The following is a 19,883-nucleotide window of genomic DNA, read 5'->3' as shown; positions in this document are numbered from 1 at the left end:
GTGCTCTCCTGTGTTCCGTGGTGCTCAGTAAGGGGGCGGGTCGGCTCAGACCCAGAAGGACACACCGGTCTTGGTGAAGCCGGGGGGCGCGCTCTTGCCGGCGGCTGCGTAGTAGTAACCGCCGTTGGGGTAGTGCCACTCGACGATCTGGGTGGCGCCGGTGTGCGCGGAGGTCCAGGCCCAGAAGGCGACGTTGTTGGCGTTCCAGCCACTCGGGCACGCCTTCATCTGCCGCCGGATGATGCCCCGGTCTTCGGTGTGGTCACACCGCGTCCACTGAACGGTGCCGGTCTGCTGGGTCTTCGGCGCCTCGAAGACCGCCACCGCGGTCTTCCACCGATTGACCCCGGAGGTGCAGTCGGTGTCGTTGTTGATCATGTAGATGTCGGAGACCTCGGTCGACTGGCACTGGTACATCTGCTTGCGCGGGGTCACCGGGGCGACGGTGGTGGAAACCCAGTCGCCGGAACCGTTCTTGTTGATCGCGCGCACCTGCACGGTGGTCTTCACGTCGTTCGTCAGCCCGGTGACGGAGTAGCTGGTCACCGTGCCCACGTTCTTCGCCGCGGCGGTGCCGGCCTTCAGCTCGTACCCGGTGATCGCACTGCCGGCGGCGTCGGCCGCGGTCCAGGTGACCGTGGCCTTGGTGTCGCCGTTCGTGGTGGTGCCGAAGGTGACCTTGCCGGGGGTGCCCGAGGGCACGGCCGGATTGCCGGCGCTGCCCACCGCACCGTCGGCCGGGGAAGCGGCCTCGCCGGTGCCGCCCGTGGACCGGGCGGAAACCTCGACGGTGTAAGAGGTTCCGTTGGTCAGGTCGCCGACCGTGGTCTGGAGCCCGGTGGCGTCGGCGGTGGTGGCGCCACCGCCCACGGCCCGCACGGTGACCGTGTAGCCCTGGACCTGGCTGCGCGGCCCGTCGTCGGCCGCGGCCCAGGTCACCGCGATCTTGCCGTCGAGCGCCTCGGCGGCCACGTTCTGCGGCGCGCCCGGCAGGTCGGCGCTCGGCGTGACGTAGCTGATCCGCGACAGGTCGCCCTGCCCGGCCTCGCTCAGGGCCCGCACACGCACGCCGTACTTCTGGCCGTTCTCCAGGCCGGTGAGCGTGTAGCTCCGCCGGTCGGCCCCGACCTCCTGCACGGTCTCGTTGTCGACGAGGATCTGGTACCCGGTGACGGCCGACCCACGGTCGGCGGCGGCGCTCCACTCCAGCAGCGCCTGACCGTCGTCGGCGGTGAGGCCGGTGACAGCCGGCGCCTCGGGGGCCTCGGGCTCGTCCGGTTCCTCGGACGTGGTGGGCGCCTGCGTCGGCGTCGGGGAGCGCTCGGGCTCCGGGTCTTCGGGCCGCGTGGTCGGTCTGGCGGTGACCGGGGTCCCCTGGTTGCGCCGCGGGCCGCGGGTGGGCTCACCGGACGCCTCGTCCCGGGGCTCGTCGCTCGACTCGTTCCGCGGCTGCGAAGAGGCCGGCGGCTGGTCCGGCGTGGTAGGCCGGGTGGTGGTGGCCGTGACCGGCGTGGTCCGCTGCGTGGGATCCTGCCCCGGCCGGTACTTCTCGATCGGCACGATCACGCCGTCGGGCTTGACCACCTTGACCTGGTTGCCGCCGGAGTCGTTGAGGTAGAGCAGGTTTCCGTGGGCCACCACGTCGGTGAGGTCGTCGCCGCCGACGTTGGGCACCGTGGCGCCGGCGGCGGTGCCCAGGTCGACGCGCACCAGGTTGCCGGACTCACGGTCGGTGACGTAGCCCACGCCGGAGACGATGTCGACCTGGTCGACCTGCGTGCCGGTGGGCAGGGTGACCGAGCGGCCCTCGCCGTCCGGCGGGACCACCACGGCCTGGTCGCCCAGGCCGATCAGGAGACGGCCGTCGTTGTCGACGTCGACCTGGGGGACCTGGTTGCCGGAGGCGCCGGAACCGGTCGCGAACGCGGGGAACGAGCGGGCCGCGTCGTCGCCGTGCAGCGAGAAGGTGGCGCCGGCGGTCGCGTTCACCGCGATCACGTGCTCGCCCTGCTCGTCGGCGGCGACGGTGATGTTCTCGCCCGGGCGGCCGACCTCGGTGCGGCCGCTCTCGGTGTTCCAGAGCCGGATCACGACGCCGTCGGAGGGCACCGCGGCCCACAGGTATCCCTCGTCGTCGACCACGGCCTGGGTGACCCCCTCGACCGCCACGGCCTCGCCGAGCGTGGCCAGGGTGTCGGGGTCGAGGCGCTGGACCTGGCCCCTGGAGGTGTCGACCAGCCAGGTGGCGACGTCGTTGGCGACGATGTCGACGCCGCTGGAGAGGCGGTGGGGCGCGTCGGAGGCCTTGAGCTGTGCGCCGTCGATCAGGGTGGCGTTACCGTCGGCGTCGACGGCGTAGGCGCCGTCGGCCCGCTGCTCGACCGTGAACGGGGAGCTGAGGGAGCCGACCGGGACGGTCTTGCCGGCCGAGCCGGCGTAGCCGTTGACCCAGGTGACCGAGCCCTGCGCCACGTTGGCCAGCCAGGCACCGCCGTCTTGCAGGCGAACGACCGCACCGGTCGCCTGGGCACCGATCAGCCCGGCGCCCAGCACGAGCGCGAAAACCGCTACGCACGCGACCAAACCCGCACCCTGCCGTTGCTTGAACGGCAGGCTCCAACCCCAGTTCACCGGTCTCCCCCCAGAGCGCCGTGCCACTCCCGGCCAGGGAGTACACCCCTTCGACGCTCCTGCATCCACGGAACCGCACCGGTTCCGACCCTCAGGCTCCACTCCCAACCGTACCCAATTCCCGCGCGAACTTGGCAAACTCGCACGACTTTCACCCAGCGCTGACCGGTCGTGACAAGACGTAGCGCGCCCGCTCACAGGATTCACGTTTCCTTGACCGTCACTTAAGAATGACGGTCCGGAAAGACGTGACCGTGAGCCGCATTGGGCCGTTCGGGTCGAGAACACCTGCCCGTCGGCGGATATCGGTGCGGCAAGGGTTCCGGGCCAGCCGACGTCAGGCCAGGCCGCGGGCCTTCATCGCGGCGTGCGTACCCGGTGCCGAGTAGCCCTTGCCGGTGGAGTCGACGATGAGCTGGAGCCCGTGCAGCACCGCCTCCCTCTCGTCGGCGGCGAACCGGGCGAGGAAGGCGCGCAGCCGGTCGTTCAGCACCTGGCGGGACGCGGCGAGCACCTCGCGCCCCTCGTCGGTGAGCCCGAACATCACCCCGCGCCGGTCGCCCAGCACCTTGTCGCGCTGGATCAGCCCGCGGCGCTCCAGCACCACCGTGATGCTGGTGAGCGACGCCTTGGTGACCTCCGAGCGGGTGGCCAGCCGGGCCGCGCGCTGGGGCTCGCTCTCGATCAGCGCCAGGATGCGGTACTGCGGCAGGGTGAGATCCGAAAGGGCGCGCTCCAGGCTACGACTGAGCACCGCGACGGCGACCACCGCGTCGGTGAGGCGGTCGGCGCCGAGGTCTGACTCGGCCGGAACGGCGTCCACGGGAAGCATCTCGTCAATCTACCCAATCCGGTTCCGGCCGAGTCCTTCAGCCCGTGTCAGCAGCCGGCGAACGCTCAGCCCAGGGTGTCTTCCAGCACCGTCAGGATGCCCCGGGCCGCGGTCGGGCCGGTGTTCAGGTAGAAGGTGTCGTCGTCCACCTGCACCGCGTCGCCGGCCTGCACCACCGCCAGCGAGTCCCACAGCGGGAGCCCGGTGAGCCGGCCGGCGTCGCCGCCCTGCACGCCGTAGAACAGGTGGTCGCCGTCGGCCAGGTCGAGCTGCTCGGCGCTGATGTCGAGCGACGTGTCGTCGGTGAACGACTGGCTCTCCGGACGGGTCAGGCCGATGTCCTCGGCCACCGATCCGCTGAACGACGCGACGCCGAAAACCCTGGTGCGGTCCTCGTTCAGGCGCAGGAAGGAGACATTGCCCGGGTCGTCGAGCCCCTGGCCGAACGTGGCGGCCTCGGTCTGGTAGTCGTCGAGCCAGGCCTCGGCCTTCTGGCGCAGGCCGACGGCGTCCGACAGCAGCAGGAAGTCCTGCTTCCAGTACAGCCCGGTGCCCTGCGTGGCCACGGTCGGGGCGATCTCGTTCAGCCCGGCGTACAACGCCGCGGCGTCCTTGCCGGCGATGTTCATCAGGATCAGGTCGGGCTTCAGGTTGGCCACCGACTCCAGGTCGGGCGAGAGCCGGTCCCCCACCGACGCGACGGTGCCGAGATCGTCGTCGGGGTAGGCGTCCTCGAGGTACTGCGGGATCATCTCGGCGCCGTCGCCGGCCGTGGAGCCGACCGGCACCACCCCGAGGGTCAGCAGCGCGTCGGCCTGGCCGGTGGAGATCACCACGACCCGCTCGGGTTCGGCGTCGAGCGTGGTCTCGCCCTCGAAATGCACCACGGTGCGCGGGAACACACCGTCGTCCTCACCGCTGCCCTTGCCCTCGGGCATGGTGCGGGGCGTGACGTACCCGGCGGAGGCGGACGCCCCACCGGTCGAGCCGGACGACGGGGAACTGGATGACGACGAACTGCACGCCCCCAGCACGAGGACGGCGGAGACGACGCAGCTCACGGCCAGGAACGGCCGGAGGGAGGTTCGGTTGATCACGGCGGTTAGCCTAGGCTTACCTAAGTGTCGTCCACAAGATCGTACGGTTCTCTAACTACATCTCGTACTCTCGGTTCCCTCACCGTCACCCTGGGTCTGGCCCTGATCCTCGGGCTGGTCGTGGCCAGCGTGGCGATCGGCTCCCGCCCCATCCCGGTTCCGCGCGTGTGGCAGGGACTCTGGCACCGCGACGGCAGCACCGAGTCGATCATCATCTGGCAGCTGCGGATGCCCCGCACCCTGCTGGCCCTCACCGTGGGTGCGGCGCTCGGGGTGGCCGGCGCGGTGATGCAGGCCCTCACCCGCAACCCGCTGGCCGAGCCCGGCATCCTCGGCGTGAACGCCGGGGCGGCCTTCGCGGTGGTGGTCGCGGTGGCCGGCCTCGGCGTCACCACGTTCTCCGGCTACGTCGGGTTCGCCTGCGCCGGAGCGGCTCTCGCGTCCGTGCTGGTCTGGGCGGTGAACCGGAACGGGTCCGACCCCACCCGGCTGCTCCTGGCCGGGGTCGCCCTGTCGGCCTGCCTGGGCGCCTGCACCGGCATCATCACGATGTTCGACGAGGACGCCTTCGACTCCTACCGGTTCTGGGTGGTCGGCTCGCTCGCCGGGCGCGACGACACGGTGCTGCTGCCCCTGCTGCCGTTCGTGGCCGCCGGGGTCGTGGTCGCCCTGCTGCTCGGCCCGTCCCTGAACGCCCTGGCGACGGGCGACGACACCGCCTCGTCCCTCGGCGTGCGGGTGGGCCTGGTCCGGGTGCTCTGTTTCGTCGTCCTCACCCTGCTCTGCGGCGCCGCGACCGCGGCCGCCGGGCCGCTGGCGTTCGTCGGCCTGGTGGTACCCCACGCCGTCCGCCTGGTCGCGGGTGCGGACCAGCGCAAGATCCTCGCGCTGTCGCTGATCGCCGGTCCTGCACTGGTTCTCGCCGCCGACGTGATCGGCCGGGTGGTCGCCCGGCCGGGCGAGATCGAGGCCGGTATCGTCACCGCCTTCGTCGGCGCCCCGGTGCTGCTGCGCCTGGTGCTGGTGTCGAGATGAGCGTCGTGCCGGGCGTTCACGACATCAGGGTCCTCGGCCTGACCGTGCGGGTGCACCGCCGGTCGCTGATCACGGTACTGGTGCTGCTGGCGATCGCCGCGCTGGTGCTCACCGCCACGGTGGCCACCGGTGCCTACGAGATCACCCGGATCCGGCTGCTGCACACGCTTCTCGGCGGCGGCAGCGACATGGACCGCTTCATCGTGCTGCGGCAGCGCCTGCCCCGGGCGGTCGCGGCCGTCCTGGTCGGCGCGGCACTCGGCCTGTCGGGCGCGATCTTCCAGAGCGTCAGCCGCAACCCGCTGGGCAGCCCGGACGTGGTCGGCTTCGCCACCGGCTCGGCCGCCGGAGGGCTGGTCGTCATTCTCCTGGCCGACACCTCCTCGATGCCGGCGATCGCCACCGGAACCGTCGTGGGTGGTTTCGCCACAGCGATTTTCGTGTATCTTCTGAGCCGTGGGGGCAGCCGGCTGATCCTCACCGGTGTCGCCGTCGGCGCCATGCTCTCGTCGGTCAACGACTACCTCGTCACCCGCGCCACCCTCGACGACGCCGAGACCGCCCGGGCCTGGCAGTTCGGCAGCCTGAACACCATCGCCTGGCCGCAGGTCGCACCCGTCCTGCTGGCCCTCGTCGTGCTCGTGCCCCTTACCCTCACGCTCGCCGCGCCCATGCGCATGCTCGAACTGGGGGACGACGCCGCCGGCGCGCTCGGGGTCGAGGTGGGCAGATCCCGTATCCTGTTGCTGTGCGCGGGTGTTGCCCTGGCGGGGGTGGCCGTCGCCACCTCCGGGCCGATCGGTTTCCTGGCCATGGCCGCACCCCAGCTGGCTCGCCAGGTGGCCCGCTCCCCCGGCATCGCCATGCTGCCCTCGGCGGCGACGGGCGCGGTGCTGCTCGGCGCCGGCGACCTGCTGGCCGGGCGGTTGCTCAGCCCGTTCCAGATCCCGGTCGGGCTGGTGACGGCGGCGCTCGGCGGGGCGTACCTGCTGTGGATCCTGTCCTGGCGCAGACCGTGAGGGAGATGACATACTCTGCTGCGTGCGTGATTTCGCTGTCGATGCCGCCCGCAACAACGCCGAGTGGTGCGCGGCGGTCTGCCGGTCGCACGGCGTCGCCGGCCGCTTCGGCCCAGACGTCTGGAGCACCAATGCCCCCGCACCGCCGTTCTACCCCGACGTGATCACGCTGCGGCCCGGCGTCCACGCGCCCGGCGCGCTGAGCGGAATCGAGCGCGAGAACCTGTCCGTGAAAGACAGTTTCGCCGATCTCGACCTGACGGCTCACGGCCTCACCGTGCTGTTCGACGCCCGGTGGATCCGCCGGGCGGCCGCAACCCCTTCGCCCGGAGGTGCTCTGCGCACCGGCACCGTCACCACGACGGCCGGGCTGGAACTCTGGCCCGGCACCCCGTTCCGCCCGGGACTGCTGCATGAGAAAAGCATGCGGCTGCTGACCTTTCACCACGGCACGGAGCTCGCCGGGGGTGCCGCGCTGAACCGCAGCGCGACGGAGGTGGGGGTGTCGAACGTGTTCAGCACCGGAACCCACCCGGTGTGGGACGCCGTGGTGGCCGCCGCGTCCACCCTCTTCCCCGGGCTTCCCCTCGTCGGCTACGAGCACGGCGACGGCCTGACGGCCGCCCTCGCCGCCGGGTTCACCACGACCGGGCCGCTACGGGTCTGGGCCACACCGCAGAACAGATGAAAACCCTTTCGTCAAGCCGGAAAAGACACGATCGGAGGGCGATCCGCAACCCCCTGAGACAGTTCTCTCCCCAGGGTGCACCGGGGGTGCGGAAAGTGGCCGGACGCCGATCCGGGCGGCTACTGTGGCCGTCCCGACGACCTCTTCGCGGGGACATCCGGTGATGGGACCAGCCATGAGCCACGACATCTCCGACCGCCGGCACGCGGTGGCCGAGGAACAGGCGTTCCTCGACCTCGCACTCGCCCGGCACGCCGCCGTGCTGGCGCAGCTGGAGGCCGAGATCGCCGCCGCGCCCGCCGACGACGTCGGCCGGGCCCGCTCCGCCAGCCTGCGGCGGCGCCACGCGGAACTGCGCCACGCGGGCGAGGCCCTCGTGTTCGGCCGGCTCGACGCCGCCGACGGAAAGGTCCGGCACATCGGCCGGATCGGCCTGCACCGTGCCGATCCGGGTCTCACCGGCACACCGCACGACGCGTCGTCCACTCCGTCCGAAGACAACGAACCGCTCGTGCTGGACTGGCGCGCGCCGGCGTCCCGGCCGTTCTACACCGCGACCCCGCTTCATCCGCAGGGCCAGGCCCGCCGCCGGCACGTGCGCGTCGACGGGCCGACGGTGACCGGGGTGGACGACGAACCCCTCGACCACAGCCACGACGGCCGAAGCAGCCGGGCCGCAGCGCTCGTCGGCGAGGGAGCCCTGCTCAGCGCCCTGGGTCAGCGGCGCACCGGGCGGATGACCACGGCGATCGCCACGCTCCAGCGCGAGCAGGACGACATCGTGCGGGCCGACGCCGACGGGCCGCTGATCGTGCAGGGCGGACCGGGCACCGGCAAGACCGTGGTCGCGCTGCACCGGGTGGCCTACCTGCTGTTCACCCACCGCCGGATGGCCGACCAGGCGGTGCTGGTGCTCGGTCCCTCGGCCCGGTTCCTCGACTACATCACCCAGGTGCTGCCCGCCCTCGGCGAGACCGCGGTGGTGTCCACCACCTGCGACGACCTGGTGCCTGGTGTGCGGGTGCAGCGTGAGGAGAGCCGCGTGCTCGCCGAGATCAAGGGCCGGTCGTCGTGGCAGGCCGCGATCGAGAGTCTGGTCGCCGAACACCGGCCCACCGCAACCGATCTGACGGCGCACTGGGACGGCGAGGAGTTCGTGGTACCCGCCGCGCAGGTGACGCACTCCCTGGCCGCCGTGGCCGCCCGCCCGTATCACGATGCCCGGCGGGTGTTCTCGGAGCAGTTCCGGCAGATCCTGACCGACGCCGTGGTGGAGCGCCGGGAGGCGATGCTGACCGAGGTGGAAGAGGGCTACGAGGACATCCTGGAGAAGTTCGACCGCAGCTCCGCCGCCCCCGGCGGCCCGGCGGGCGGGGCGTCCGGCGTCGAGGTCGACGGCGCGCTGACCGAGGACGACGTGGAGGAGCTGCGCGAGCGCATCGCGGGCAGCGCCGCCGTGGACGCGGTGCTGACGGCCTGGTGGCCCGACCTGGACCCGGCGCCGATGCTGCGGCGTCTCCTGTCCAGCCCGCAAGCGCTGCGGCGTCACGCCCCGCACCTCACGGACGACGAGATAGCCCTGATAGCAGCCGAACCCGAGGGATGGTCGCCCGGCGACGTGCCGTTGCTCGACGCCCTCGCCGACGCGCTCGGCGAGCCCACACCGCCACCGGCGCCCGGGGAGTTCATCGCCGACCGGGCCCGTGCGCAGCGCGGCTGGGTGTACGGCCACGTGGTCGTCGACGAGGCCCAGGAGCTGTCCGAGATGCAGTGGCGCATGGTGCTGCGCCGGTGCCCCTCCCGCTCGGTCACCGCCGTCGGCGACATCGACCAGGCCGAGGCGTCCCACCGGCACACCAGCTGGGCCCAGGCCGTGCGGTCCACGTTCGGCGACCGCTGGCGCGCCGCGGAACTCACCATCTGCTACCGCACCCCGCGCGAGGTGATGGACCTGACCGGGCCGGTGCTGGAGAAGGCCGGTAGTCGCAACTCCCCGCCCCGGGCGGTGCGGTCCTCCGGCGTCACCCCCTGGGAAGAGACCATGACGGAGGACGAAATCCCGGCCAGAACGGCGCAACTGGTGGCCGGGATGCGGGAACGCTGGGCCGGTGGCACGGTCGGCGTGGTCACCACCGCGGCCCGGGCCGGCGCGCTGACGGCGGCGCTGCCCGGGGTGCCGGTGCTGACCGCCACCGGGGCCAAGGGCCTGGAGTGGGACGCCACGCTGGTGGTGGACCCGGCCGGGATCACGGCGGGCCCACGCGGCTGGAACGGGCTCTACGTGGCCCTGACCCGGTGCACCCAGGAACTCGGCCAGGTGCACGTCACGCCAGAATCGTCCCGGACCGGCGGCATCGTCAGTGAATGACGACACCGCTCCCGGACCTACGCCCTCTGGACGGAGGCGATGCTCACGCGCGCCGCCTGCGGGTTCAGCGGGTAACGTCGCGGCCATGGAGTACCGACGACTCGGACGGTCGGGACTACGCGTCTCGACGATCACCATGGGCACGATGACGTTCGGCGGGAAGGGAGGATTCGCGGCCGTCGGCAACACCGACGTGCAGAGCGCGCGACGGCAGATCGACCTGGCCCTGGACGCCGGGGTGAACCTGATCGACACGGCCGACGTGTACTCGGACGGGCTGAGCGAGGAGATCACCGGCGAGGTGCTGGCCGGGCGGCGTGACGACGTGCTGCTGGCCACCAAGGCGCGGATGGTGGTGGGCCCCGGCCCGAACGACGGCGGGGCCTCGCGCCACCACCTGATCCGGTCGGCCGAGCGCAGCCTGAAACGGCTGCGTACCGACCACATCGACCTCTACCAGATCCACGAGTGGGACGGTCAGACCCCGCTGGAGGAGACGCTGGAGGCCCTGGACTCACTGGTGCGCACGGGCAAGGTGCGCTACGTGGGCGCGTCCAACCACAGCGGCTGGCAGCTGATGAAGGCCCTGGCCACCGCGGACGCCCGCGGCTACCAGCGGTACGTGTCGCAGCAGATCCACTACACGTTGCAGGCCCGCGAGGCCGAGGACGAGCTGGTGCCGCTGACCCTGGACCAGGAGCTCGGCGTGCTGGTCTGGAGCCCGCTGGCCGGTGGGCTGCTGTCGGGCAAGTACCGGCGTGACGCCGCCGCCCCGGAGGGCTCGCGGCACCTGACGGACTGGAACGAGCCGCCGGTGCACGACGAGGCCAGGCTCTACGACATCGTCGACGTGCTGGTGGAGATCGGTGAGGCGCACCGGGTCTCGGCCGCGCAGGTGGCCCTGGCCTGGCTGCTCGGGCGGCCCGGCGTGACCTCGCTGGTGATCGGTGCCCGCACCGAGGAGCAGCTGACCGACAATCTGGCGGCGGCCGGGCTGGTGCTCACCGACGACGAGCGTTCCCGGCTCGACGCGGTCAGCCTGACGCCGCTGCGTTACCCGCACTGGCACCAGGCGGCCACGGCGAGCGACCGGCTCTCCCCCGCCGACCTGAGCCTGCTGGCACCGCACCTGTGACGCCCGGGTTCCCGGGCGTGCGCGCCCGGGAACCCCTGTGCGGCGCCTGGTTACGCGGGCAGCACCCCGGCGAAGCGGAACAGGTCACTGATGCTGACGATCAGCCCGCCGTCCGGGAACCGCACCCCCCTGGCGGGGGTCCAGCCGCGGTGCAGGTACGAGCCCTCGTCGGCGCGGATCTGGCCGATCAGGGTCTCGGCCACGATGCGGCTGCCGGCCGGGCCGAGGGCGTTGCCGTTGCTCTTCACCTCGGCCTCCTTCAGCAGGTAGAACCACAGCGGGGTGGCCTCCAGGAAGCCGCCGTCGGTCAGCGCCCGGTTGAGCTCGTCGCCGTTGCCGGCCTGGAGCTCGGCGGTGGTGAGCGCGGGCACGCCGAGCGCGGCGGCCACCGCCTGCCCGGTCGGGATCGCCAGTGAGTAGCCCCGCAGCAGGTTGCGCACGGCGAGGTGCCGGAGCACCGCCTGGAGCAGGTCCGGCAGCTGCGCCTCGTCGTCCGGGGTGACCTGGTTGACCATCTGGGTCAGCGGCGGCACCAGGCGGGTGTCGATCCGCCGGGCGAAGTGCGTGGCGTCGCCGTCTCCCTTGTGCACGAACCGGTTCCAGTCGATGACCCAGTTGAACGGCAGCGTGGTGGTGCCGCCGCCGTTGAACGGGGCCGGCCGGGCGCCGCCGGTGAAGGCGAACAGCAGGCCGAACGGTGCGGTCGGCAGCAGCGCCGTGCCGTCCGGGTTGCGGCCGAAGTTGAGGTTGAAGTCGTAGGCGCCGCGCACCATGCTGTGGCCGAAACGGTAGGCGGCGACCGAGAACTCCAGCGGCATGTAGGTGTCGTGCCGCGGCCGGAACACCCGGTTGCCGCCCAGCAGGATCTGGTCCACGGTGCCGGTCGCGGTGACGGTCTTCAGGTAGTCGTGCACCACCAGCCACTGGTAGTGGAACCGCACCAGGTCGCGTACCCGCCGGAACAGCGCGCGGCCGATCAGGTGCGGCTCGTTCACGCGCACCCACTCCAGCACGGCGTTGTGGAACCGCAGGAACGCGACGTGGAACTGGGCCACCACGAGATTCTCGTCGTTGCGGCCGTCGCCGATCACCGCTGTGGTGCCGTCGCGGAACAGGTCGTGCGAGTCGTCGCCCTCCGGCGTGACCCGCTGCCCGGGGACCGGGTCACCGGCGTCGGTGGTCAGGGCCACCCGGCCGACCCGCAGGGCGGGCCCGTCGTACAGCGCCGCGGAGGCGCCCTGCGGCCCGTCGCCGTAGACCGAGTCCAGGTTGAGCGCGGGCTGGCGCAGGTTGCGCAGGCCGGTGGTGACGTCTGCGGGCGTGCGGGGCTCGACCACCTCCACCGCCACGTCGCTGAACAGCGTCTTGCGGTCGGTGTTCGCGGTGATGTCGTGGTCGATGAACTGGCCCCAGTAGGTGTAGACCGCCGGGATGACGGAGTTCCCGGCCGGGTCCGCGGGCGCCTGCTCGACCATCGCGGTGCCCAGCGCGGTGAGTCTGGCGGTCATCCCGGCGGGGTCGCCGGTCGGCAGGTGGTGCTGCGGGAAGGCGTCGGCCAGGTCGTCGAAGAGATAGCCGAACGGCGTGGACACCTCGGCCACGTCGTGCCCGGCCACGACCGAGCCGGCCAGTGAGACGGTGGCGAGCCGGTCCGCCTCGGCCTTGGCGCCCGGCGCGTCGTCGGGCAGGACGTCGGCGCCGTGCCGGAGATGCTGGAGCATGCGTGTGCCATGGTCTGTTGCCATGATGATTCCCCCCGGAATCGGATTTTCCCCCTGTGCGACAAAGATTGTCATCCGTCCGGATCGCGGCGTCCATACGCATTGGTGCGTACCGGCAGCAGGCCCTCGTACTGCGCCGCGATGACGGCCGAAAGCCGGTCGTTCACGCGGAGTTTGCGGTAGATGCGTTCGAGGTGTTTGTGCACCGTGCGCTCGGAGATGTCGAGCTGACGAGCGATGGACGACGCGGTCGAGCCACCCTGGAGCCCGGCCAGCACCGCCAGCTCCCGGCCGGTGAGACGGCTGCCGGCCCCGGCCCGCACCACCGGTTCCGGCAGCGCCCCCAGGGTCTGCGCCTGCCGGTGCAGGGCGGCGAGCGCGGGGCGCACCCGCCGGGCCAGGGCGATCTGCGCGTCGGTGAAGTCGTCGCCCTCCCGTCCGGCCACGAACGCCAGGTGGGAACGCGGCCCCAGCCGCAACGGCACGGCCAGGCGCTGGTCGATGCCGAAATCCTGCATCAGGGAACGCCATCCGGCGAACGAGGCCTCGTCGCCGAAGCCGGGCGGCACCCGGGCACAGGTCTGCGGCCGCACCAGCTGGGTGCGGTCGAGCCAGTCCACCAGCGGGTCGCGGAACAGGGCGGCGCCCTGCACGAAGTCGTCGATGTGGTGCTGCGGCACGATCGGCGGCCAGACCTCGGCACCCCGCTGCCTGCCGTGCCCCTGGGTGCCGGCCCAGTTCAGTGAGACGGCACGGGCGTCGAGCGAGGCACGCAGTTCGGTCGCGAGCAGCCGGGCCGGGAAGGCCGTCGACACGGCGTCCAGCGCCTCGGTGAGAACCTCCAGCCAGCGCCCGGACTCGCGCTCGATCCAGTCCACGGTCGCCCCCTCCGGTCACGTGGGTCCACTCTGTGGGGAGGATCGGGCCGGGTTCCTGATACCTGTGTGGGGCCGGGGGCTCAGGTGTTGCGCGCCTCCCAGGTGAACCGCACCTGGGCGGCCAGCCCCTCGGCGGCGGCCCCCGCGGTCAGGGTGTAGACGATCCGGTACACCCGGGTCTCGCCGGCCCCGGCCGGTGCGAAGCCGCCGATCCCGCTGTCCCAGGTGGTGGCCGTGGCCGCGAGATCGCGCAGGGTGCCGGTGAAGTCGGCGGGCCCGGCGGCGGCGAAGCCCGCGCACGAGCCGGAACCGCCGCCGGTGCCTTCGGTGACCGTGAGGGTCAGGTAGCGGTCCAGGCCGGTCCCGGTCAGGTCGCCGGGGGCGACGAACAGGCGCACCTGCGCCGCCAGCGACCCGCTGTAGCTGACCGCGATGCACCGGCTGCCCGTGCTGCCGGGCCGCAGCGAGCCGGCGGTGAACATGGCGGCGCCCGTGTCGTCGTCCGTCAGTTCCACCGAGCCCGCGCTGAACGACCCCGGCGTGACGGGGGTCTGCGCCGAGAACACCGAGAACGCGACCGGCACCAGGCACAGGACCAGGGCGAGCGTCAGCACCGGCACCAGGAGGGCGAGCACGATCAGCCACCCACGCGCACGGCCGGGCCGCCCTGGTGTCGGGATCATCGTCAGGAATTGGTCCAGTAGTGCAGGGCCACCTGCTGCGCGGTGAGGCGGACCGGGTAGATCGCCACCTCGTCCATCTCGCCGTAGAAGTACTCGCTGGTGGGCGGCGTGACCCACTTCTTGCCGCCGCCCCAGCGCCAGTAGCCCGAATAGTTCTGCGGTGAGCCGGGACCGGCGTTGGTGGCGACCGGTACGCCGTCCACGTACATCACCATGCCGTCGGCGGGGCTCATGGTGAGCACGCCGTGGTGCCAGACGCCGTCGTTGTACGACGTGGTCGTGGTGGCCGAGACGATCTGCCCGCCGGCGTAGATGCCGAAGGTCAGGGTGCCGTCGTCCATCATCTTCCAGATCCGGTCGTACACGCTGCTGTCGCCGGTCATCGTGTTGCCGAAGCTGATCAGGTCGCCGCCGGTGGTGCCGCTGGTGCGGAACCACAACTCCAGCGAGAACGTGGTGGGGTTGCTGATCTGGGTCGGGTAGTAGCCGATGCCGGAACCGTCGAAGTGCATGGCGGTGCTGCCCGCCTCGGTGCCGGTCAGGGCCCCGGGCCGGCCACCGGTGACGCCCTTGGGCCGCACGTAGGAGTACCAGCCCTTGTGATTGCCGGTGCCGGCGTCGAGCAGCCGGGTCTGGAACTGGAGGCCCTTGTACGAGGTACCAGGCGCGTCGTTCAGGTGGTAGATCGCCCACGGGCCGTCGGCGGTGAGCGTGGAGGTGTAGGCCGCCAGCGAGGTGGCGGCGGCCCCGGCCGCGTAGTGGGCGCTCATCCGGGCCGCGGAGAGCTGTTTCGTGTAGAGCACGGCCTCGTCGAGAGTGCCGGTGTAGTAGGAGATGTCACCGCCCAGCCGCAGGTACCCGGTGAAACTGGTGGCGGTGGTCGTGGCGGCGTCGGCGGCGACCTCCACGCCGTCGGCGTACAGCCGCATGCCGGAGGCGCCGAGACCGGCGCCGACCAGGTGCCAGGAGCCGTCGTTGAGTCCCGTGACCGACGAGGTGATCGTGCTCGACCCGACGGTCAGGGTGAGGGCGCCGGACCCGGTGAGGGTGACGTAGCGGTCGACCGTGGAGCTGTAGCCGGAGCCGGCGTCACCGAACCCGACGACCCGCCCGCCCGCGGTCGAGGTGGTGCGGAACCAGACCTCGTAGGTGAAGGCGGCCGGCACGCTCATGCTCGGCGACGCGACCGTGGTGGAGTCGCCGGTGAGCTGCACGGCGGTGTCCGCACCCGCGCCGCTGCCACCGGCGGGGCCTCCGGGCACCTGAAAACTGGGGACGACGCTGAGGTAGCCGCCCGTCACGCCGTTCCCGGAACTGTCCACCGCCTGCGCCGAGCCGTCGGCCTCGTCACCGCGGTAGTAGACGGACGGCCCGTCGGCGCGGACGGCCTGCGGATAGGTGAGGAACGCGCCGGCGGCCGCGAACGAGTTGCCCGGGTTGGCGGTGGTGGCGCTGAACGCGGCCAGCACGGCGCGCACGGGACGGTGGGCGGGGGTCAGGCAGGCCAGGGCGCAGCACAGCACGACGAGCAGCACGATCGGCGGCACGCCCGTAGGCCGATTCACTCTTCACTCCCGGAACAGGGGCAATGAGACAGCCGTCGTCCGGCGGGAGCCGGGATTGAGGATTTCCGCCGCGCCGGCGGGCGGATTCGCCCGGGCGGCCGGGTGACCTGTCGAATTCGGAGTGGATTGGGGTCTTGTGGCACTATTTGGCCGCAAACTGCGATCACTGCCGCGACGGCATGAGTGACGGGGCCCCGGCTCCGTGAGGTGCGATCCGTGCGAATCCTGAAGAGTCTGCTCACCGTGCCGAACGGGCCGCGCCGCCACCTGATCCTGGCGGCCCTCGGGGTGGTGTCGGTGATCGCCGGCGTGGGCGTGGGCCTGGTGGCGTTCGGCCAGGGCGACGAGCCCGGCGACGGCGACGTGACCCTGGTGACGGCCCCGACCAGCTCCACCGCCGACCCGGGAGCCCCGGCCCCGCAGGCCACCACCGTGACCGCCACCGCCACCCCCTCGGCGACCAGGGGCGTCCACAAGACCACCACCCCGGCCGACGGGGCGAGCCCGACGAGCGCCACGAAGAAACCGGCCACCTCGACGAGCACCAGCACCCGGACCTCGACCACGACCGCGGCCGCCGTGCCCGACCTGAGCGGCCGGTTCCTGATCCGCAACCAGGGCACCGGTTTCTGCGTGGACCTGCCGAACTACGACGTGGCCGCCTCGGAGGACGTGGCCACCCAGTGGCACTGCAACCCGGGCGACGCCGACAACCAGGAGTACCAGGCCGCCGAGCTCTCCGGCGCCGAGTTCCTGATCCGCAACGTCAAGAGCGGCCTGTGCCTGAACGCCCACGGCGACGGCACCGTGCCGGCCGGCGACGACCTGCTGATCTGGGAGTGCATCGGGGGCGACGGCGACAACATGGTGTTCCGCGCCCGGCCGAGTGGGACCGGCTGGCAGCTGCTCAACGTGAAGACCGGCCTGTGCCTGGACGTCTCGGACGCCGACGGCAACCGCGACCAGCCCGACCAGAAGCTCGCCCTGACGGACTGCTCCGCCTCCGCCATCACCCAGGTGTGGACCTTCGAGCACTGACCCTGCGGGGCCCCGGCCGGTAGCCTGGTGGCCCGTGACCGGCACCCGTCTCGACACCGACCGGATCCGCGCCGCCCAGCAGGTGATCGCCCCGGTCTTCCAGCACACCCCCCTGTTCCGCTGCGAGGCACTCGACTCCGCGCTCGGCTGCGCGGTCAGTCTCAAACTCGAGACCGCCAACCCGGTGCGCAGTTTCAAGGGCCGCGGCACCGAGATGGTGACGGCCGGGCTGGCCGCGGCCCCCGGGCCGCGGGCCGTGGTGTGCGCCAGCGCGGGCAATCTCGGCCAGGCCGTCGCCTGGTCCGGCCGGGCCCGCGGGCTCGACGTCACGGTGGTGGCGTCGCACCTGGCCTCCCGCACCAAGCTCGACCGGGTGCGCGCCCTGGGCGCCCGGGTGGAACTGGTCGAGGGCGACTTCGAGCCGGCCCGCGAGCGCGCTCAGGAGATCGCCCGGCGCGACGGGATCCGGCTGCTGGAAGACAGTCTCGACATCGAGACCTGCGAGGGCGCGGCCACGGTCGGGCTGGAGCTGGTGCGGGCCCGGGAGGCCGGGCACCGGATCGACGTGGTGCTGGTCGCGCTCGGCGGAGGGGCGCTGGCCACCGGTGTGGGGCACGTGCTCAGAGAACTGGCGCCCGGCGTCGAGGTGATCTGCGTGCAGCCGCTGGGGGCACCGGCGATGACCCTGTCCTGGCACCGGCGGCAGGTGGTCACCACCGCCACGGCCGACACCATCGCCGACGGAGTGGCCGGTCGCCGGCCGATCCCGCAGGTGCTGAACGACCTGCTGCACACCGCCGACGACGCCGTGCTGGTGCGGGAGGCCTCGATCGTGGCCGGCCTGCGGCTGCTGTTCGAGCGGGCCGGGCTGGTGACCGAGCCGTCGGCGGCGCTGGGCGTGGCGGCGGTGCTGGAGCAGCCGGAGCGGTTCGCGGGCCGGCACGTGGCCACGGTGATCTGCGGCAGCAACGTGGACCCGGCCGCCTTCCGGCGCTGGACCGGCTGATCGTCGAGCAGCCCCGGCGGTTCTGGGGCGTTGACGCACGAATGGCTGGACCGGGTGGAGGATTCCACCCGGTCCAGCCATGAACCCGCGCCGCCGCACCCGGCCTGGTAGCGCTCAGCAGACCTCGGTGACGTCCTGGGCGCTGGTCGGGTCGGTCTCCTCGTCGTCCTTCTGGTTCTTGTTCTTGTCGCCGTTCTTGCCGGTGCTCCCGTCAGTGCCCCGAGTGGTCGCCTCGGCGGTACTCCGGGCCTTCGCCGTGGGGCTCACGGTGGGGCTCGCGGTGGCCGTGGACCCCGCCGACGCCGTGGCCGAAGCAGTGGCGGAAGAGGTGGCCGAAGCAGTGGCCGACGCGCTGGGCGTCGCCGTGGCGTCGGCCTCGGCGGCGGCCTGCTCGGAGGTCCGGATCGCCTTGCTCACCTGCCGGTGGATCAGCCCGTAGTCCGGGTCGGTGCGGTCGGGGACCACGTCGTCGGTGAACGGCAGGCTTGTGACCTGCGCGCCCTGCACCCGGGTGGCGAGCTCGACCCAGGCCTGGAGGTCGGACTGCGGGATGGCCGTGGACATGTTGCTCTTCAGCGCCTTGGCGATCTTGGTGAAGTTCCGGGCCAGGGTCACCGGGTCGGCCTGGTCGGTCACCGCCGCGATCACGCAGCGCTGGCGGCGCATGCGGTCGTAGTCGCTGGTGCTCCAGCGGCTGCGGGCGAACCAGAGGGCGTGCCAGCCGTCCATCTCCTGGTTCATGCCCGGCTCGAGGTAGCCGATGGTCTCTTCCGGGTGCTCGGAGTCGCCGCCGATCGGCAGCCGCTCGTACACGTTCAGCGTGACCCCACCGACAGCGTCGATGAACTCCTCGAACCCCTTCAGGTTGAGCATCACGTAGGTGTCGATCTCCAGACCGGTGACGCCGGTGACCGCGTCCTCGGTGGCCTGGAGGCCGGGGTTCTTGTACTTGGCGTAGCCGGGGGCGTCGAGCGCCCAGGTCCAGACGGCGTTGAGCAGGCACGAGTCGTCGGCGCAGTAGTAGCCGTCGGGCCAGGCCGCCGCGCCCGGGCTGTTCTTCTTGAACGGCACCCGCTCCAGGTTGCGGGGCAGGCTGAACAGCACCGTGTTGCCGCTGGAGGGCTGGATGCTGGCCACGATCAGGGTGTCGGGGCGGATGCCCTCGCGGGTCTTGCCCGCGTCGGAACCGATCAGCAGCACGTTGATCCGGTCGGTGCCGGCCCACGGGTCGGCGGCGACGGCGTCCGGCTTGGCGTCGTCCACGTCGACGTCCGCGTCGTCGGCGCTGTTGAACACGGTGGTCACCAGGTCGCGCTGGACCAGGGAGTAGTCGGCCACCGCGTAGGCGGGCACGCCCACCCCGACCACCAGGACCGCCACGACGACCCAGCTGAAGACCTTCTGCCACCGGCCCAGAACCGCACGGCGGCGCAGCTGGCTGCCGGTGAGCAGGATGAGCAGGGCCCACAGCACGCCGGCCACGACCGCGCCGACCGCCAGCACGAGCAGCCGCCCGGGGTCGACCGCGAACGACAGCCCGCGCTCCAGGATGTCACCGCTCAGCACCCAGAACGCGACACCCGCGAGGGCCAGCACGACCAGGGCGAGCAGGACCGCGCCGGCCTTGCGCCAGCCGGCCACGATCAGGCCGAGACCGGGCAGGACAGAACCGATCACGGTCCAGACCAGCACCCAGGAGAAGCCGTGGGACCCGGCCGCGGGGGCCGGGCCGGGGTCTGCGCCGTCCGTGCTCGTGGGGTTTGCGGGCGTCCCGGCCGAGGGCGAACCACCGGTGGACGCCGCATGGCCGGCCGAGCCGCCGGCGGCCACGTCGGTGGGCAGCGAGTCGGTGGACGACGCGTTGGTGGACGACGCGTTGGTGGACGACGCGTTGGTGGACGACGCGTTGGTGGACGACGCGTTGGTGGACGACGCGTTGGTGGACGACGCGTTGGTGGACGACGCGTTGGTGGACGACGCGGGCCCGGACGAACCGGCCCCGCCCTTCCCCGCGCCCGAGGTCACCGTCGGGGCCGTCCCCGCACCAGACGCCTCCGCACCAGACGTCCCCGCACCGGACGTCCCCACACCGGACGCCCTGACAACGGGCGCGGCGGCGACGGGCCGTCCCGTGGTGGGCATCCCTTCGGCAGGCGCCTCCACGACAGGTGGCGCGGCAACAGGTGG

Annotated in this window: 15 protein-coding genes; 7 read left to right on the top strand and 8 right to left on the bottom strand. The window is 72.1% G+C overall.

All coding sequences use genetic code 11. The annotated features are described in order from the left end of the window. Positions 1–45: 45 nt before the first annotated feature. From KIH74_RS21440 to KIH74_RS21430, 3 genes are all read right to left on the bottom strand, one after another. Complete coding sequence (locus tag KIH74_RS21440) at positions 46–2,583, bottom strand: fibronectin type III domain-containing protein (protein WP_214157864.1); 2,538 nt, start codon at positions 2,581–2,583, stop codon at positions 46–48. 385 nt (positions 2,584–2,968) lie between these two features. Beyond that, the gene (locus KIH74_RS21435) at positions 2,969–3,463 is read right to left on the bottom strand and encodes a MarR family winged helix-turn-helix transcriptional regulator (protein ID WP_214157860.1); all 495 of its coding nucleotides are present in this window, start codon (positions 3,461–3,463) and stop codon (positions 2,969–2,971) included. Positions 3,464–3,528: 65 nt separating this feature from the next. Next, positions 3,529–4,560 (bottom strand): ABC transporter substrate-binding protein, encoded by a 1,032-nt coding sequence (locus tag KIH74_RS21430; RefSeq protein ID WP_214157858.1) that lies wholly within the window; start codon positions 4,558–4,560, stop codon positions 3,529–3,531. 24 nt (positions 4,561–4,584) lie between these two features. Between KIH74_RS21430 and KIH74_RS21425 the strand changes: the two genes are divergently transcribed. The 5 genes from KIH74_RS21425 to KIH74_RS21405 all read left to right on the top strand — a co-directional run bounded on the left by KIH74_RS21425 (position 4,585) and on the right by KIH74_RS21405 (position 10,805). Continuing rightward, on the top strand, positions 4,585–5,595 hold the full coding sequence (locus tag KIH74_RS21425) for a FecCD family ABC transporter permease (RefSeq protein ID WP_308113946.1): 1,011 nt from the start codon (positions 4,585–4,587) through the stop codon (positions 5,593–5,595). Beyond that, complete coding sequence (locus KIH74_RS21420) at positions 5,592–6,614, top strand: FecCD family ABC transporter permease (protein ID WP_214157857.1); 1,023 nt, start codon at positions 5,592–5,594, stop codon at positions 6,612–6,614. Before KIH74_RS21425 ends, KIH74_RS21420 begins: the two co-directional genes overlap by 4 nt. Before the next feature lie 22 nt (positions 6,615–6,636). Next, positions 6,637–7,302, top strand: a complete 666-nt coding sequence (locus tag KIH74_RS21415; RefSeq protein WP_214157856.1) for a hypothetical protein — start codon at positions 6,637–6,639, stop codon at positions 7,300–7,302. 175 nt (positions 7,303–7,477) lie between these two features. Next, positions 7,478–9,670: a HelD family protein gene (locus tag KIH74_RS21410; protein WP_214157855.1), complete on the top strand. Its 2,193-nt coding sequence runs from the start codon at positions 7,478–7,480 to the stop codon at positions 9,668–9,670. 85 nt (positions 9,671–9,755) lie between these two features. Further along, entirely contained in the window at positions 9,756–10,805 is a 1,050-nt protein-coding gene (locus tag KIH74_RS21405; RefSeq protein ID WP_214157853.1) for an aldo/keto reductase, read from the top strand. Between the two features lie 50 nt (positions 10,806–10,855). On the opposite strand, the gene KIH74_RS21400 is transcribed toward KIH74_RS21405, so the two are convergent. From KIH74_RS21400 to KIH74_RS21385, 4 genes are all read right to left on the bottom strand, one after another. Further along, the gene (locus KIH74_RS21400; RefSeq protein ID WP_214157852.1) at positions 10,856–12,550 is read right to left on the bottom strand and encodes a peroxidase family protein; all 1,695 of its coding nucleotides are present in this window, start codon (positions 12,548–12,550) and stop codon (positions 10,856–10,858) included. Between the two features lie 47 nt (positions 12,551–12,597). Continuing rightward, entirely contained in the window at positions 12,598–13,404 is an 807-nt protein-coding gene (locus KIH74_RS38820; protein ID WP_214157851.1) for a helix-turn-helix transcriptional regulator, read from the bottom strand. Positions 13,405–13,484: 80 nt separating this feature from the next. Then, positions 13,485–14,039 carry a hypothetical protein gene (locus KIH74_RS21390; RefSeq protein ID WP_214157850.1) on the bottom strand — a complete coding sequence of 185 codons (555 nt, stop codon included), beginning with the start codon at positions 14,037–14,039 and terminating at the stop codon, positions 13,485–13,487. Between the two features lie 50 nt (positions 14,040–14,089). Then, positions 14,090–15,652: a LamG domain-containing protein gene (locus tag KIH74_RS21385; RefSeq protein ID WP_214157849.1), complete on the bottom strand. Its 1,563-nt coding sequence runs from the start codon at positions 15,650–15,652 to the stop codon at positions 14,090–14,092. A gap of 216 nt (positions 15,653–15,868) precedes the next feature. On the opposite strand from KIH74_RS21385, the gene KIH74_RS21380 reads away from it, so the two are divergent. Both KIH74_RS21380 and KIH74_RS21375 read left to right on the top strand, forming a co-directional pair. Beyond that, positions 15,869–16,690, top strand: a complete 822-nt coding sequence (locus KIH74_RS21380; RefSeq protein WP_214157848.1) for an RICIN domain-containing protein — start codon at positions 15,869–15,871, stop codon at positions 16,688–16,690. 34 nt (positions 16,691–16,724) lie between these two features. Beyond that, on the top strand, positions 16,725–17,696 hold the full coding sequence (locus KIH74_RS21375; protein ID WP_214157847.1) for a threonine ammonia-lyase: 972 nt from the start codon (positions 16,725–16,727) through the stop codon (positions 17,694–17,696). 114 nt (positions 17,697–17,810) lie between these two features. Here KIH74_RS21375 and KIH74_RS21370 read toward each other — a convergent pair whose 3' ends face one another. Continuing rightward, positions 17,811–19,721, bottom strand: coding sequence for an LCP family glycopolymer transferase (locus tag KIH74_RS21370; RefSeq protein WP_214157846.1), 1,911 nt, complete (start codon positions 19,719–19,721; stop codon positions 17,811–17,813). Positions 19,722–19,883: the final 162 nt, after the last annotated feature.

Source organism: Kineosporia corallincola (assembly GCF_018499875.1).
Lineage (GTDB): Bacteria > Actinomycetota > Actinomycetes > Actinomycetales > Kineosporiaceae > Kineosporia > Kineosporia corallincola.
Note: the sequence above shows the minus strand (reverse complement) of the source record. Positions and strands in the feature narration are given on the sequence as shown.